The 15,650-nt window shown below is 68.7% G+C and carries 15 protein-coding genes; 4 read left to right on the forward strand and 11 right to left on the reverse strand.

Features of this window, described 5'->3' with window-relative positions; genetic code table 11:
- Nucleotides 1-11: 11 nt before the first annotated feature.
- Nucleotides 12-1,502, forward strand: a complete 1,491-nt coding sequence (locus tag ACAD63_RS20085; protein ID WP_135704397.1) for an efflux transporter outer membrane subunit — start codon at nt 12-14, stop codon at nt 1,500-1,502.
- A gap of 21 nt (nt 1,503-1,523) precedes the next feature.
- Here the strand turns inward: ACAD63_RS20085 and ACAD63_RS20090 are convergent, their stop codons facing one another.
- Genes ACAD63_RS20090 through ACAD63_RS20115 form a run of 6 tightly spaced genes read right to left on the reverse strand, consistent with a single transcriptional unit; the run spans nt 1,524 to nt 8,083 of the window.
- Nucleotides 1,524-4,763, reverse strand: a complete 3,240-nt coding sequence (locus ACAD63_RS20090) for a pilus assembly protein (protein ID WP_135704395.1) — start codon at nt 4,761-4,763, stop codon at nt 1,524-1,526.
- A gap of 48 nt (nt 4,764-4,811) precedes the next feature.
- The gene (locus ACAD63_RS20095) at nt 4,812-5,363 is read right to left on the reverse strand and encodes a pilus assembly PilX family protein (protein WP_135704393.1); all 552 of its coding nucleotides are present in this window, start codon (nt 5,361-5,363) and stop codon (nt 4,812-4,814) included.
- A 23-nt stretch (nt 5,364-5,386) separates the two neighbouring features.
- On the reverse strand, nt 5,387-6,430 hold the full coding sequence (locus ACAD63_RS20100) for a PilW family protein (RefSeq protein WP_195430537.1): 1,044 nt from the start codon (nt 6,428-6,430) through the stop codon (nt 5,387-5,389).
- Complete coding sequence (locus ACAD63_RS20105; protein WP_135704390.1) at nt 6,427-7,068, reverse strand: type IV pilus modification PilV family protein; 642 nt, start codon at nt 7,066-7,068, stop codon at nt 6,427-6,429. The genes ACAD63_RS20100 and ACAD63_RS20105 overlap by 4 nt, the downstream gene beginning before the upstream one ends.
- Nucleotides 7,065-7,562, reverse strand: coding sequence for a GspH/FimT family pseudopilin (locus ACAD63_RS20110; protein ID WP_135704388.1), 498 nt, complete (start codon nt 7,560-7,562; stop codon nt 7,065-7,067). Before ACAD63_RS20110 ends, ACAD63_RS20105 begins: the two co-directional genes overlap by 4 nt.
- Before the next feature lie 2 nt (nt 7,563-7,564).
- Nucleotides 7,565-8,083 carry a type IV pilin protein gene (locus ACAD63_RS20115; RefSeq protein WP_135704387.1) on the reverse strand — a complete coding sequence of 173 codons (519 nt, stop codon included), beginning with the start codon at nt 8,081-8,083 and terminating at the stop codon, nt 7,565-7,567.
- A 311-nt stretch (nt 8,084-8,394) separates the two neighbouring features.
- Between ACAD63_RS20115 and ACAD63_RS20120 the strand changes: the two genes are divergently transcribed.
- Nucleotides 8,395-9,327: a MurR/RpiR family transcriptional regulator gene (locus ACAD63_RS20120; protein ID WP_133093666.1), complete on the forward strand. Its 933-nt coding sequence runs from the start codon at nt 8,395-8,397 to the stop codon at nt 9,325-9,327.
- A 6-nt stretch (nt 9,328-9,333) separates the two neighbouring features.
- Here the strand turns inward: ACAD63_RS20120 and ACAD63_RS20125 are convergent, their stop codons facing one another.
- From ACAD63_RS20125 to ACAD63_RS20135, 3 genes are all read right to left on the reverse strand, one after another.
- Nucleotides 9,334-10,314, reverse strand: coding sequence for a transporter substrate-binding domain-containing protein (locus tag ACAD63_RS20125; protein WP_243736815.1), 981 nt, complete (start codon nt 10,312-10,314; stop codon nt 9,334-9,336).
- Between the two features lie 331 nt (nt 10,315-10,645).
- Nucleotides 10,646-10,999 (reverse strand): hypothetical protein, encoded by a 354-nt coding sequence (locus ACAD63_RS20130; RefSeq protein WP_133093665.1) that lies wholly within the window; start codon nt 10,997-10,999, stop codon nt 10,646-10,648.
- 127 nt (nt 11,000-11,126) lie between these two features.
- Nucleotides 11,127-11,621 carry a two pore domain potassium channel family protein gene (locus tag ACAD63_RS20135; protein ID WP_133093664.1) on the reverse strand — a complete coding sequence of 165 codons (495 nt, stop codon included), beginning with the start codon at nt 11,619-11,621 and terminating at the stop codon, nt 11,127-11,129.
- 204 nt (nt 11,622-11,825) lie between these two features.
- Here ACAD63_RS20135 and ACAD63_RS20140 point away from each other — a divergent pair, with 204 nt between their 5' ends.
- Nucleotides 11,826-12,074, forward strand: coding sequence for a hypothetical protein (locus ACAD63_RS20140; RefSeq protein WP_195430533.1), 249 nt, complete (start codon nt 11,826-11,828; stop codon nt 12,072-12,074).
- Nucleotides 12,075-12,175: 101 nt separating this feature from the next.
- On the opposite strand, the gene ACAD63_RS20145 is transcribed toward ACAD63_RS20140, so the two are convergent.
- Nucleotides 12,176-12,523: an RcnB family protein gene (locus tag ACAD63_RS20145; protein WP_133093663.1), complete on the reverse strand. Its 348-nt coding sequence runs from the start codon at nt 12,521-12,523 to the stop codon at nt 12,176-12,178.
- 358 nt (nt 12,524-12,881) lie between these two features.
- Between ACAD63_RS20145 and ACAD63_RS20150 the strand changes: the two genes are divergently transcribed.
- Nucleotides 12,882-14,057 (forward strand): diguanylate cyclase, encoded by a 1,176-nt coding sequence (locus tag ACAD63_RS20150; protein WP_434033200.1) that lies wholly within the window; start codon nt 12,882-12,884, stop codon nt 14,055-14,057.
- Between the two features lie 95 nt (nt 14,058-14,152).
- On the opposite strand, the gene ACAD63_RS20155 is transcribed toward ACAD63_RS20150, so the two are convergent.
- The gene (locus ACAD63_RS20155; RefSeq protein ID WP_434033201.1) at nt 14,153-15,634 is read right to left on the reverse strand and encodes an ATP-binding protein; all 1,482 of its coding nucleotides are present in this window, start codon (nt 15,632-15,634) and stop codon (nt 14,153-14,155) included.
- Between the last annotated feature and the right edge of the window lie 16 nt (nt 15,635-15,650).

Raw genomic sequence — 15,650 nt, forward strand, 5'->3', positions numbered from 1 at the left:
GGATTGCTGCCATGACCCGATTTCTTCCTTTGATGGCCGCTGCCGCGCTGCTGGCCGGCTGTGCCGTCGGCCCCGATTTCCGCCGCCCCGCGCCGACCGATGATGCCGGCTACGTGCCGGGCCCGCAACCGGTTGCCACCGTCGCGGCCGACAGCGGCGATCGCCATCCGCAATCGCACGCGCAGACACTGGCCGCAGGCGCCGACGTGCCGGCGCAATGGTGGACGCTGTTCCATAGCGCCGAGCTGGACGCCACCATCCGCATGGCGCTCGACGCCAGCCCCACGCTGGCCCAGGCGCGCGCGCGGCTGCGCGAGGCGCAGGAAAACCTTGCCGCGCGCACTGGCGCCACGCGCTGGCCCGCGGTTGACGCGCAGCTCAATACCACGCGGCAGCAGGTCAATTTCCAGTCGATGGGCATTTCGACGATCCCCAGCCCGGGACCATTTACGCTGTATGGCGCTACGGTGCAGGTGTCCTATGTACTCGACCTGTTCGGCGGGCAGCGGCGCGAGCTCGAAGGGCTGCAGGCGGCGGTCGACTACCAGCGCTACGAGCTGGAAGCGGCGCGGCTGGCGCTGGCCGCCAACGTCGCCACCGCGGCGATCCGCGAGGCCGGACTGCGCGCGCAACTGGCCGACACGGTGGCGCTGGCCGAAGCCCAGCGGCGCCAGCTCGGCATCGCCGAGGAACGCCTGCGCGCCGGCGGCGTCGCGCGCGTCGACGTGCAGCGCCAGCGCGCACAACTGGCGCAGACGCAGGCGCTGGTGCCGGGCCTGCAGCGCCAGCTGGAAGCGACACGGCACCAGCTCGCGGTCTACACCGGCCAGACTCCGGCAGCCGCCTCCTTGCCCGCATTCACGCTGGACGCGCTGCATCTGCCCGACACGCTGCCGGTCAGCCTGCCGGCCACGCTGGCGCGGCGCCGCCCCGACATCCGCGCGGCCGAAGCGCTGCTGCACCAGGCCAGCGCCGATATCGGCGTGGCCACCGCCAACCTCTATCCGCAGGTCACGCTGAGCGCCAGCGGCGGCAGCCAGGTCACCGCCGCGCGCGACCTGTTCAGCAGCCTCAATGTGTGGAGCCTCGCAGCCGGGCTGGTGCAGCCGGTGTTCCGCGGCGGCGAACTGCAGGCGCGCAAGCGCGCCGCCGAAGCGGCGTACGAGCAGGCACTGGCCGCCTACCGGCAGGCCGTGCTGCAGGGCTTGCAGGACGTGGCTGATTCGCTGCGCGCGCTCGAGGCCGACGCCGCGACGCTGCGCGAGCGCGCCGACAATGCGCGCCAGGCGCGCGACACGCTGACGGTGGTGTCGGAACAGTACCGGCTCGGCGGCGTCAGCCAGCTGGCCGTGCTCGATGCCGAGCGCGAGGCGCGGCAGGCTTCGCTGGACCTGGCGCAGTCGCGCGCCGACCGGCTGGCGGATTCGGCGGCGCTGCTGCAGGCGTTGGGGGGTGGGTGGTGGCAGGAGGAAGAAACGCCGATGGCGGCGGCGCCCCGGTAAGCGCGCCGCCGCCGCACCCGGTCACTTGCGGTCGGTCTGCGAGTACCAGTAAGTGCGCTTGCGCTTGCCGATCCCCGGCGGCGAGATCTTCTGCGCGCCCAGCGACGAGGTATTGTCGCCGCCGCCGGGACCGGTCTGGTTGCCGCCGCCGATCAGCACCGGCACGTTGCTGGTGTTGCCTGCCGCATCCGTGACGGCAACCACCCCGAACACCGGCGACGGCGGCAAGCCACCGTTGTTGAACACGACATGGCGGTCGTCGTTCAGGCCTTTGCCGGTAAGGAACGAAATTGCATAGCCGCGCGCCTTGCCCAGGTCCGGGTAGCACACGCCCGACTTCGGCACGCTTGGCTGATTGGTGCCGAAGTAGGTGTAGCCGGCCACGGTCAGCGGCGCGTTGACCACCTTCTCGCCGGTGCCCAGCACGAGGTAGAAGCCCTTGCCCGCGCTTGTGTCGGCGTATGCGGTCGAAGTCGCGTTGAACAGGTCGGCCTCGGTCAGCGGCGTCCATGTCGACGGCAGCCCGCCGGTGAGCGTCGTGTCCTTCAGCATGTAGAAGCGGTTGCTGACGTTGTAGGCCAGGCCCGGCGTAGTGCTGGTGGTGTACAGCGGATGCTCGCGGTCGCCGCTGCCGATCATCACCGCATCGTAGTTGCCGGTGGTGATGACATCCGGCGGATACATGAACTTGCGCGCATCGTTGGTGCCCTGCGCGCCGCCCAGGGATGCGAATTTATGCAGCGTCCAGGCATCTGACCCGGTGCCGGCCGCCGTCTCGAAGTCCAGCCGCCAGACATTGCCGCCGACGTCGCCGACATAGCCCTTGTCTACCAGCCCGTCACCGTTGCGGTCCACCACGGCCACGTCGGACGGGATCGCGCGGTTCATGCCGGCAGGCGTCGTGCACACCGTGGCGGAAAGACCGGTGCAGTCGGCCAGCCATGCGCGCACCACATCGCCCGTGAAGGCATCGAACACGATCACGCCACGCCCTTGTCCCGAACTGCCGCCACCCTGGGACGGCTCGGCATCCTCGGCGGGATCGTAGCCGGCGCCCATCACCACGAGCGGGTTTGCATACCCCTTGACGCGGATCACGCGCGGCTGCGACCAGGTCTGTCCCAGTTCCGCGATGCTGGTGCTGTCGGCCTTCCACAGGAATTCCGGCGCCATCGGGTCGGTGACGTCCAGCGCGTAGGTCAGGCGCCCGCCGCGGCGCGCGGTCAGGTAGATCACCACACGAGGCTTGGCCGGGTCGCGCAGGTCCTGGAACACCGTCGTGGTGCCATCGAAGAAATAGTCGCGCGGCTTCGCGCCCGCACCGGTGGGCGATCCGCTCAGCTGCACCTCGGGCGTATTGGTGTAGAGACGGCCGAGCTTGCCATAGAACTCCGGTGCAATGAAGCCCCACAGCTCCCCGCCCGGACGTATGCCGCCGATGCCGGTGGTCTGGTTGCCATTGACCGCATGGAAGACGCCGTCGTTGGCGCCATAGAACACCACCACGCCGGTCGTGCCGCCATAGTTGATCACCACCGGGCGCGAATGCAGTACATCGCCATGCACCGAGCCGCGCATGGTAACGCTGCCCCCCGGGCCTTTCTGCAACTCCGCGCCGGCCACCGAACTTTCGCCCAGTGCCCGCACGTCGCGGCCGCGCACCCAATTGATCAGGTTGTTGACGTCGGCGGCCGTGGTATTGAGCGCGGCCTGCCCGCTGGTGCCGGTCAGCCAGCTGTTGGACGTATCGAACGAAGCCAAATTCTTGCCGCTGCATGCCCCCGACGCGCAGGTGTAGAGCTTGCGCCCGCTCTGGTCGGTGGTGAACTGGGCGCGCAGCATTTCGCCGGCGCCACCTTTCTCGACGATTTCGCCATCGCCGCCGACCACACCCGCCACGCCGTCGGCAGAGTCCAGCGCACCGGCAGCGCCGGACGGACTGTTGACCCAGAACCCCTTGGCAGGCCAGCCGCTTACCTGGCTGCCGGTATAGCTGGAACCACTGAACCCCAGCGGCGGCTCGGCGGTCCAGAAACTCTTGGCGCTGGGCGAGATGAAACCCGTGCCGGCATTGCTGATCGCACTCTGCTGGTTGGGGCCGCTGGGGTTGGCGTCCAGCACCACGATCTGGTTCTTGTTGTCGTAGCCAAGCTTGTACTGCTTCAGGTTGCCCATCCAGCGCGGCGCTGCGGTGGCGTCGGGCCGGAACATGCCGATGTAGATCTGGTTCAGGTACGAACCCTGCCCGTTCACGCTGACCGGCAGGCTCACCGAGGAGAACACGTTGTTGACGGCCTGCATCTCGTTGAAGATCTGCAGCAGCGCCTTCACCAGCGCGTCCACGTCGCCCAGGTCAACCACATAGCGCTTGCCGCCGGCATTGTCGGCCATGCTGCGGGTCGACTCGACATAGTCGGGGTTCCTGCCGTCCGTGATGGCGATCGTATAGGTGATGATGTTCTGGTTATTGTCGAGATTGCCGTTCACGTCGGTTTCGTACATGAACCGCGCCCACTCGTCTCCCCAGTTGCTTTCGTACTTGTTGGCCGCCGTGTCGAGCTTGAGCTGGGTCATCTGCTTGGCGCTGGCCCCCGCCGCGGCAAGCGCGTCCTTGGGCTCGGTGCCGGTGTCCTGCGGCTTGCCGTTGTTGACCGCGTTGGCGATGTAGATAACGAAGTTCTTCTGGCACGGGTTGGTGATCGGCGACGTGTACTGCGTACCTGACAAGCCCTTCCTGCCGCCGAAGAATGCCCAGGCTTCCTGCATGCCCCCACCCACCTGGGAATTGTTTGAGTTGTCGGTCTGGCGGTCGATGCTCTTGATGTACTCAAGGAATTGCGCGCCATTGGTGGCGTCCATCAGCGGCAATGTGTATGGCGCCGCCGACGGATAGCGGAATTTGCCGCCGGGGTTGGTGCCCGTGCCGAACATCATCAAGCCCATGTTGATGTTGCCGGCCAGCTGCGGGTTGGTCGCGAGCGTGTTCACCGCGCGGTACAGTGCGCACTGGATCGCGCCGACGTCGGTGCCGGCGTTGTTGGCGCTGACGACATCGACATCGCAGCCACGGATGGTCGTGGCCGCATTCCACGTGGACGCATTGTCCAGCAGCAACAGCACATTGGGCTTGGTACCGGCATTGCTCTGCAGGCCGGTGAACAGGTCGATGTCTTCGGCATGCGCGCCCTGCCATCCGGCCAGGGCAAGCAGGGCTGCGGCGAAGGCGGCAAGGCGCCGATTCCGGCGGGCTGGGCTCGTCATCCGGGTTCCTGTGCGATCAATGGTGAATAGGTGGCAACGCCGGTGCGGTCAGGGGCAGGCCGAGCCGGTCGGCATGCGCACCGCCACGCCCTGATGGACCGTTGCCACGGCGCCGGTGCCGGCGCTGTCATCGACCGTGGCGGCTACGTCCCACTGGGTGGCGTTGCACAGCGAATTGCCCGCGTTGTTGCCGGCCGTGACGATGCCGGTGTTCTGCACGCCGCTGCCGATCATGCACGACACATCGTCGGGATCCTTCAGGTCGAGCTCGACGTTCTTGATGGGATTGCTTGCCATGCATTCCGGCTTCGCCACCTGGGCCACGTAATCGGCCTTGCCATCTCCACTGACATCCACCGGCACGCTGATGGCCGCCGGCGCCTTGGTGAAGTCGTCGGAGATCACCTGCTCGATCGACTGCTGCGCGACGTCGCGCGCTTCGGCGGTGTGCTGCTGGTTGGCCGCGACCTTGACGTTGACCAGGCCCGAATTGACCAGCGCCACGGCGATCAGCAGGAACAGCACCATGAACACCAGCGTCACGACCAGCGTGACGCCCGTCTGCCTGCGGCGCAGTGGCCGGCCGGATAACTTCGTCATTGCTTGCCCTTCGCGGTATCGCATCATTGCTCGCGCAGTCCGGCCACGTTGACCAGCCGCGCCACCTGGGCGTAGACGTGGCGCTTGTAGCCGTCATTGAACGGACCGCTGGCGGCGGCGCGCCCCAGGTCGTAGGTGCGCGTGTCTACCGTGCCGCCAGAGGTGCGCAGCGTGCGCGCCAGCAGGTTTACGCGCACGGTGGTCACGTTGCTCCAGTTGGTTAGCGCATTGGTCCAGTCGTAGCCCGGCACGATTGGGCAGGCGGCGGCATTGTTGGCGCCGGGATCGTCCACGTAGCAGTCGGCGGAGCCGTTGCTGTCCAGGTCCATGCCGTAGGCCACATGCATGTCCTGGATGCCCTGCGCCAGCGAACGCGTCTGGAACGCGCCGTTGACCAGCTCGGCCATCTTCAGCGTGGGGATGCCGTCGCCGCCGTTGGTGCAGCGGTCGCACGGCGCGAGATAGAACGCGCGCACCACCGCTTCGCGCAGCACTGCCGGTACCGCCGCATCGCAAGCCTTGGTGCGCAACGGGAAAGCGGCCGCCGCGCTGGCATCGAAGACAAAGGCAGTGGTGTCGTTCGGGCAGGCCGATACCTGCAGGTAAGGCACGCCCGGCGTCGGGGCCGCGACCGGCGTGGTCGACACGCGCCGCACCACCAGCACCTCGGAAGTGGCGGCAAGGTCGGCCAGGCAGGGCGCAACCACGCCGGCCGCATAGCCTGCCAGAGGCAGTGGGACGGTGCCTCCTGCCGCGAAGCCGAGCGCTGCCGGGTCTGTCGCGCACAGCGCGGGACCGGCCACCGTGGCGCCCCGCGCAATGCTGCCTGCCCCGTAGAACCCCGCCAGTTCCACCTCGCGCCGGATCTGCTCCAGCGCATAGCGGCCGTTCTCCACCTGCTCGGCCGACTTGACGAACTCGGTGCGCGACAAGCTGTTGGCGTAATAGAGACTGGCCAGCGCAGTCAGCATCAGCAGGCCGATGGTGATGCCGATCATCAGCTCCACCAGCGACACGCCGCGCTGGCGCCGGCGGCCTTGTGCGATACGCGGAGGCAGGCGCTTCATGACACGGTCCCCAGCGAGCCAATGCGGATCTGCGTGCTGACCGCGCGACGGTAGGCTTCGTTGCCGTACTGGTTCTGGCCGCAGCCGAGCGCGGGGGCGCCGGTGGCGGCCAGGCCTTGCCAGGCGACGGTGATGCGGTAGACGTTGGCGGCCGCGTCGACGGTGTCGATGCAGCCGCGCGCGCCGATCATGGCGCCGACCGGCTGCGCCGCCACGCCGCTGGCCGCGGCCGTCATCTCGGCGCTGCCCAGCAGCGCGGTGTTCCATGCCTGCAGGTCGCCGTTGGCGGTGGCGTTCTGCGCGGCCGTTCCCAGCGTGCAGGCCGCCGGCGCGGCTGTGCCGGTGCCCAGCCGCACGCCGTTGGCGCCATTGGCATAGCACTGCGCCACCTGGCGGTTGGCATTGATGCGGGCGGCCATGTCCTGCAGCAGCGCGAGCGCCTGCACGCGCTGGTAGGACTCCATCTCGTTCTGGCCCGAGCGCGCCACCAGTCCCGCCGTGCCCAGCAGCGCGGCGAGCAGGATCACCACCGCCACCAGCACTTCGATCAGCAGCAGGCCACGCTGCGCGGTGCGTCGCGGCAGGCGCGCCGGCCGTTGCCCGTGGCGGCGGCCGGCGTGGGGAAGGATGCGGGTCATGTGCAGGCTCCCGTTTCAGAGGCAACGCGGCCGGTCTCGCTGACCTGCACGCACACGCGCAGCGCGACCGTCGTGTCATTGGCGGGAGCGATCTCGAAGCGCATTGCCGCGCCGGCAAGCCGGCCGTCGTTGCCGACCGACAACGCCCCGGCGGCGCTGGGGGTGATGGTGAGGCTGGCGTAGGGCCCGAAGGTGCGCACTGTCTCCGCGCCGGCGCTGACGGCCCAGCCCGCGGTCCAGGCCGCACCGGTGGGCGCCAGCGTCACGGTGGCGTTGCGCTTGACCGCCTCGCTGCGCGCCAGCAGCAGCGCCGAGCTCAGGTCGAGCGAGGCGCTGCGCACGCGCTGCCCCGCCATCAGCGACGCAAACGACGGCGCGGCGGCGAACGCGAGGATCGCCAGCACGGCCAGCGTGCACATCAGTTCGACCAGGGTGAAGCCGCGCAGCGCCCGCGGCTGCGGGCGGCACAGGCGAAGCCGGTAGGTGGCTGCCATGGTCAGTTCCAGCAATCGGTGCCGCCACCGGACGCCGACCTGGCGCCGGCGCTGGTCAGCGTCAGCGTGCCGCAGCCGGTATCGGCGCTCAGCTGGCTGCCCTTGGGCGTGGCCACGATGCTGTAGCCCGGCGGCAGCGCGGCATTGGGAGTCACGGTGACGTCGTAGCGCGTGCTCTGCGCGGACGGCACCGACATGCCTAGCGCGCCGAGATTGGCGGCATAGGCGCGGTTGTCGACGAGAAACCGCTCCTGCGCGCCGGAGACTTCGAGCATGAACGACTCGATCGCGGCGCGGTGCGATCGCACCACATGGCGGCTGTAGTTGGGGATGGCGACGGCGGCCAGGATGGCGATGATCGCGACGGCGATCATCAGCTCGACCAGCGTGAAGCCGCGCGCGCGCGCGCCGCGGCCCGGCATGGCGCCCGCCGCGTCTGTTCCTGCCCCGATTTGACCCTTGACCCGAAACGGCGGCGTGACCATGCCGCCGTGTCGCACTGCAGGGCTTCTATGTCCCATGCTCGCGCTCCGTACCAATTATGTTCCGGTTGACCGATTTCCGGAGGTTATGGCGCGGAGTGTAAGTCACCGCCATTCAAGTGGGTAAGGAAATTCTGATGACAGTGCGCCAGCGTTGCGGCAATCCGACAATCGGGGGGCTTGCCAAAAACCCCGGGTACAGCTTTGGCGGTGTCCGGACGTTAACCGGCTTTCGAAGTAACGATGTGACGGCGTGACGACGTGGCAGCGCGTCGTCTGCAAGCGCCGCCGCCCGGCGCTCCGGTGCGCGGCTGTGCAACAATCGTTACAACCACGAACCCGGAGTGCCCATGCCGTCCGACAGCCCCACCCATCCGCCGCAGCCTTCCCAGGCCGGTCCCACGCCGGCGCCGCCCCACGACCTCGACGCGCTGCTGGCGTTGCTGCGCGCCAGCTTCCCGAGCCTGAGCACGCAGTTCCAGAGCGGCGCGCGCTACCTGCTCGACCACCCGCAGGACGTGCCGGTGCTGTCGATGCGCAAGATCGCCGCCAGCGCCGGCGTGCAGCCCGCCACGCTGGTGCGGCTGTCGCAGCACCTCGGCTTCGAGGGCTGGCAGGGCCTGCGCGAACTCTTTGTCGATGCGCTGCGCGGCGGTAGCCAGCCCTATGCGCGCCGCGCGCGCAAGGTGGTGCGCGAAAGCAGCGCCAGCCGCATGCTGGGCGAGATGCTCGACGCGCAGCACCATAACCTCGACCTGATCGCCGCCAACAACGACAAGACGCTGCAGCAGGCGGCGGAACTGTTGTCGCAAGCGCAGAACGTGCACGTGGCGGGCTTCCGCTCGTGCTTCCCGATCGCGTTCACCTTCCACTATGTCTACCGGCTGTTCCGCAGCTCGGTGCAGCTGATCCGCGCCGATGCCGGCACGCTGGAAATGGAGCTGCGCGGCCTGGCGCCCAAGGACGCCGTGGTGGTGGCCAGCTTCGCCCCGTATTCGCAGGAAAGCATCCGCGTGGCGGCGGCCGCGCGCGAGTGCGGCTGCAAGGTGATCGCGCTGACCGACAGCACCGTGGCGCCGATCGCGCTGGCGGCGGACTGCACGCTGCTGTTCTCGGTCGAGAGCCCGTCGTTCTTCCCCTCGATCACGGCCGGCGTGGCCATGGTCGAGGCGCTGGTCGAGCAGTTGCTGGCGCGCAAGGGCAAGGGCGCGATCCGCGCGCTCGAGCAGGCCGAGGGCGAGCTGCACCGCGCCGGGGCCTACGTGCCCGCCGGCCGCGGCTGAGGACGATTATTCGAAGGCCTCGTCGCTGGGGCTGGCGTAGGCCTTCTTCAAAGGCTCGCTCATCTGCAGCTCGAAATTGACCTGCTTGGGCGGCACCGGCGCGGCAAACCACTTGCTGTAGAGCTTGTTGATCTCGCCGCTGCGGATCAGCCCGCCGATGGCGCCGTCGACCACCTGCTTGAAGCCAGGATCGTCCTTGCGCAGCATGAACGCATAGGCCTCGAACGACTGCGGCGTGCCCACCACGGTCCAGTCGGCGGGGTTGGGCGCCAGCGTGCGCGCTCCCGACAGCAGCACGTCGTCCATCATGAACGCGGCCACGCGCCCTGACTGCAGGATCAGGAACGACTCGCCATAGTCCTTGGCGCTCTGGATGGTGATGTTGGCCTGCTTCTCGTCGTTGAGCCGGCGCAGGATGCGCTCCGAGGTGGTGCCGGCATTGGTCACCACCGCCTTGCCCGAGAGGTCGCCGAAGTCGCGCACCGGGCTGCCTTTCTTCACCAGCAGCCGCGTGCCGGCGACGAAGAACGTGGTCGAGAACGCCACCTGCTGCTGGCGCGACTTCAGGTTGGTGGTGACGCCGCATTCCAGGTCGACGGTGCCGTTCTGCACCAGCGAGATCCGGTTCTGCGAAGTCACCGGCACCATGCGCACCTGCAGCGCCGGCAGGCCGGTCTCGCGCTTCACCGCATCGATCACCCGGTCGCAGATGTCCTGCGAGAAGCCGATGACCTTCTGGTTGGCGTCGTAGTACGAGAACGGGATCGACGAGGTGCGATGGCCGATGGAGATCGTGCCTGACGACTTGATCTTGCCGAGGGTCGGGCTGGCGGCGGAATTGGCGACACCGGCGGCGACACCGGCGGCATGCGCCGTGCCGGCCGGGCCGCTGCAGAGCACCAGCGCCGCCGCTGCGGCCGATGCAACCGCGGACCGGCGCGGGGTCGGTGAACCGCCGCACGGACGCGTGACTTCTGCTGCTTTCATACAGGCTCTCCTTGGATGCGTGAATAGCTTGGTTGTCGGGGTAGCGGTCAGCGACGCGCCATCGCATCGCCAATGCTAGGCAATCAGCAACAACTGTTCCATCATGGATAACCATGAAACATATGTATTTTTCACCGGCGCGGTGAAACGACCGTTGGCGCCGCGGGCGGATGGGCGCAAACGTGGGGCATCGACGCCCGACGCTTGTGCAGCCGGCGCAGCATGGGAACGAGCAAGGAGGCAGGGAGTCGGGCGCGGGACCGCGCCGGGAGGTGGGTGGCGACGTGGGGCGGACGCCGCGCCTGGCGCGCCCGTCCGCCGTGGAACCGGCTTACCGGGTGCACTTCTCCTGGTACGCCTGCTGCAGCGACTTGCGCGGGCGCTCGCGTTCCAGCTCGGGCACCTGCCGCCCTTGCGCGGTCTCGATGGTCGAGTCGGTGGTGCGGTACTCGCGCTTGGGCGCGGTGGCGATCTGGGCGGCGAGCTCACGGCATTCCGCCGACTCGATGCTGGCCGGCGTCGCGTCCGGGTCGGGGCGGTAGGGCGTGGTGCCCTGCTGGACTGCCTCGTTGATGGCAGCGGCGGCGGCGCCCTGGACGTCCTGCTTCTGCGCCTGGGCGCTGCAGGCCACGACAAGGGTGGCAAGTGCGGCTAGGCGGATCAGGGGGCGCTGGCGGCTCGGCATGGTGGCTCCTCGGATGTATGGCTCGTTGATTTGCAGAAGTCGCCAGCTTAAACGTTCGCGCCCTGTCTGGCACTAGCGGCATCTGCGGCACTTCCGGCATTTGTTGCCGGCCGCGGCAGCCGTTGCGCTAGCGCCCGCGGTGCCCGCCCTCGTCGTCGAGTTGCCAGTCGCGCCGCATCACCACGTAGGTGAAAGACGCGGACCAGCCGATCAGGATCAGGCCCACCAGCGGCTCGATGGTCGCGATCAGCCGGGTCGCGCCGACCGGGTAGAGGTCGCCCAGGCTCTGCGTGGTGAAGGTCTCCAGCGCAAAGTAGGCATAGACCAGCAGTGAGGGCTCGCCGTGGCGGGTGGGCATGCCGGGCGCGGTCGATCCGGCCAGCCAGCCGAGGCCGAGCACATTGTCGGCAAACCAGAAGCCGAACGCGAACACCATCGCCTCCAGGCAGTGGACGAGGATGATGCAGACGATCAGCACGCCAATGTTGACGCGCCCGCTCCAGCGCCGCGGATGCAGCGACGACAGCACGCGCAGCGCCTCGTAGTGGATCCCCACCACGGCCACGGTCAGCACCGCGGCGCACAGCAGGGCCAGCAAAAAATTCTCGGCAGAGTTTTCCATGCGCAACCGGTCGAGTGGCTGGGGCGTCCGGCTTATGGCGGGCAAAAAAGACGCCCTCCAACATAACATCGGAAGGCTCGCGGGAAAACAGCCGCGGAACGCCGCAAGATGTCATGCAGAACCCGGCAAGCCACAGGATTCGTGGCCATGCGGGCCATGCACTATGCTGGAATTCCCACAATCCCAATGCAAGCGGAGGCCGACATGCGTAAATCCATCCCGATCCTGGCGGCGCTGGTGCTGTGCGGCGCCAGCGGCCTGGCACTCGCCCACAACTGCCCCAACGAGATGAAGGCGATCGACGCCAAGCTCTCGACCAAGCCGGCGCTGTCGCCGGAAGATACCGCCAAGGTGGCCAAGCTGCGTGCCGACGGCGCGGCCTATCACAAGGCCGGCAAGCATGACGAAGCGATGAAGTCGCTGCTCGAGGCCAAGAAGATACTTGGCATCTGAAGCGGGGCGCCGCACTAGAAAAAAAAGAGCCGCCGGGCAATCCCGCGCGGCGGCTTTCTCATTGCTGCATGGCCCAGGGCGAGGGCCCTGGCCCAGTCCGGTCAGGAGCCCGACCCGACCTGCTGGATCACGCCATTGGGCGCCACCAGGTAATACTCGGCGCCAACCCCCACCCAGCGCGTGCCCTTGCGCGGCGCCGGCAGGTTGTATTGCTTGTAGTCGTCGATCACATATTGGCGGTCCCTGAACTCGGTCGGCAGGCGGTCGCCCTTCTTCCATTGCTGCACCTGCACATACGGCGAGCTTTGCGGAGCTGGCGGCGGCGCAGACGCCGCGGGTTCCGTCATCGGCCGGGTAGAAGTCTTGCCACCACCCTGCGCCATGGCAAACGGCGCCGCCAGCACGCTTGCCGCCAGCAACAGGGCCGGCATCGCTTTCTTGGTATTCATCGTGATCTCCTTGCGTACGGAAAACCGAACTGCCGGAGGATCCGGACAGCTTCTACCAGATTAGTCACAAAAGCGGGAAACCGTGGCAACCGTGGCCCGGCAGCCACGTCCGCGGTGTTCACAATTGTTTGCCCGGCCGCGGCGGGCGCCATGCGCCGCGGGCCATGGTGGTGGCTAGAATGAGGCCTGACGGAAACACTCAGCAGGCCGCGGCAAGCGCCGCGCCTGCCCGGGCGCCCATGCCCTCCATAATGTTCCCTGGCCATGCCCTTCGGCCGCGCGATGCCGCGACGCATGCGCACCCTCGCCGGAGCTTGCAACCACCCCTGCCAGAGAACGACAAGAACGGGGGACTCTCGTGTTGCAAGACGCTGGTCGATTCCTGGCACTGGTCAATCCCGCCATCGCATTCTCGCTGTGCTTCGTGCTGGCCTGGCGCTATGAGCGCAGCCGGCACTACCTGCTGCTGCCGGCTGCCGCGTATTGCATGTACGCGATCGCCATCACCCTGCAGATCGTCTGGCCGCCGCACCCCGGCGGCGGGCAGGCCACGGTGACCGGCCTGCTGTACCTGGGCAGCGGCGTGCTGCTGCTGCGCGGCATGCTGGCGCGCGTCGGTGCGCGGGTCGATACCTGCGCGCAGGTGGCATTGCCGCTCGCGCTGCTCGGCGCGATCGCGTGGTTCGACCTGGTGCAGCCGCGGCTGGTGGCGCGCATCTACATCCTGAACGTCGGCATCGCCATGATCCTGCTGCTGGGCATGCCGGCACTGGCGCGGCTGCGCAGCGGGCGGCTGGCGGACCGCGTGCTGTTCTGGTTCTACCTGCTGTTCGCGCTGCACTTCCTGCCGCGCACCGTGCTGACCGTGGTGCCGGCCGCATCGCACGATCCGGTGGCCTTTATCCAATCTGCCTACTGGCTGTGGCTGCAGGCCACGCTGGCGCTGCTGCTGATGGCACTGGCCCTGGCGTTGCTGGCCGCGGCGGTGCAGGACATCATCGTCGGCCTGCGGCACGAGCGCGACACCGACCCGCTGACGCTGCTGCATACCCGCCGCGGCCTGGCCGCGCTCGCCATGCAGCAGATCCCGCCGCCGCCGGGGCAGCCGCTCAGCCTGCTGGTGTGCGACCTCGACTTCTTCAAGTTCATCAACGACAACTACGGCCACAGCGCCGGCGACGCGGTGCTGGCGCAGTTCGGCCAGATCATTGCCGGCGGCATCCGCCGGCGCGATATCGCGGCGCGGCTGGGCGGCGAAGAGTTCGTCGTGCTGCTGCCCGATACCGCGCCCGACGCCGCGCTGCAACTGGCCGAGCGCCTGCGCCATACGCTCGAACACACGCCGATGACAGTGCTGCCCGGCGTGCACCGCGTGACCGCCAGCTTCGGCGTGGCGACGCTGCGGCCCGGCGAAGACCTGGATACGCTGCTGATGCGCGCCGACCACGTGCTCTACGCGGCCAAGAACCGCGGCCGCAACTGCGTCGCGTGGGAGCGGGACGAAGCCTTGCTGGCGCCCGGCGCCCTTGCGTGAGGCGGGGCTACAGGTAGATCACCGCGAGCGCACGCAGGATCCCGCGCAGGATCCCGATGACGATGACCGGGCGGTCGTCCGCGATCCGGTCCGGATCATGACGACAAGCGTGAATGGCGGTAGCCGGGCAGGCAGGCATCCAGGATCAGGCCGAGTTCGCCGATGCGGTCCTGCGTCGCCTGCACTGCCCACGCGGCGCCGGCCTCCAGTTCGCGGCACAGCTCCGCCGCGTCGCGCGCGGCATCGATCTGCGCGAGCGCACCGCGCATGCGATGCGCGTGCGCCTGTACCGCGCCCAGGTCGCCGCTGGCGGCAGCGGCAAGCAAGGCATCGAAATCGGCCTGCACGCTCCGCGCCAGCAGCGCGGCATCGGCGTCGCCGCTAATGCGCGGCGACGCCTGAGCGCGCCCCGGCATCAGCTCCTGCAGGCACGCCGCCAGCTCCTGCAGCAACACCGGCTTGACGAGGCAGCGGTCCATGCCGGCGTCGTGGCAGCGACCGGCTTCGCCAGCGCCGGCGTTGGCGGTCAGCGCGACGATGCGCACCGGGTTGCCCGCCGCGCGCAGCCGGCGGCTGAGCGCGTAGCCATCCATGACCGGCATCTGCACATCGGTCAGCACGACGTCGAAGGCCCCTGCCGTGCACGCCGCCAGCCCCTGCGCGCCGTCGCTCGCCAGTTGCACCGCGCAGCCGAGCCGCTCCAGCTGGCCACGCAGCAATAGCCGGTTGTGCGGATGATCCTCCACGACCAGCACGCGCAGCCCGAGCTGCGGCAGCGCCGGCATCGCTGGCGCCGCATCGGCACCGGCGGCGGCGGGCGCCGGCCGTGAGGCGGTGACGGGCAGCTGCAGCGCAACGGTAAAGCGGCTGCCCTGGCCCGGCGAGCTGTCGGCGGTGATGTCGCCGCCCATCAGCCGGGCCAGTTTCCTGCAGACGGTCAGCCCGAGCCCGGCGCCGCCGGGTTCGGCCGCGCGCGTGGCATCGCCCTGCGTGAAGGGCTCGAACAGGTGCGGCAGCAGCGCGCCATCGATGCCGGGGCCGGTGTCGGCCACTTCCAGCATCAGCGTGACCTGGTCCGCGGAGGGCTGCGGTTCCTGCCACATGCGCAGCGTGACGCGCCCTTGCGCGGTGAACTTGATTGCATTGCGCAACAGGTTGGCCAGTACCTGCCGCACGCGCAGCGGATCGCCCAGCAGCCACGGCAGGCCCGGCTGCAGGTCGCAGTCCAGGGCCACGCCCTTGTGCATGGCCAACGGCTCCTGCGCGCGCGCCACGGTTTCGGCCAGCGCCACCGGATCGAACGGCACCGCGTCCAGCCTGATCTGGCCGGCTTCGATGCGCGAGAAGTCGAGCAGGTCGTCGAGCATCTGCAGCAACACCCGCGACGACTCGGTAATGGTCGCCACCTGCTGGCGCTGCCCTGCGTCCAGCTCGCTCATCGACAGCAGTTCCAGCGTGCCGAGCATGCCGTACAGAGGCGTGCGGATCTCGTGGCTCATCGCGGCCAGCAGGCGCGCGCCGGCGGTCCGGGCCGCCTCGGCCGGCGCCGGGCCAGCGCTGTCGTCGTTCGTCGTCATGGCATTTGTCCGGGGC

Origin of the sequence: Cupriavidus sp. a3 (assembly GCF_051015765.1) — a bacterium.
Classification (GTDB): Bacteria; Pseudomonadota; Gammaproteobacteria; order Burkholderiales; family Burkholderiaceae; genus Cupriavidus; species Cupriavidus oxalaticus_A.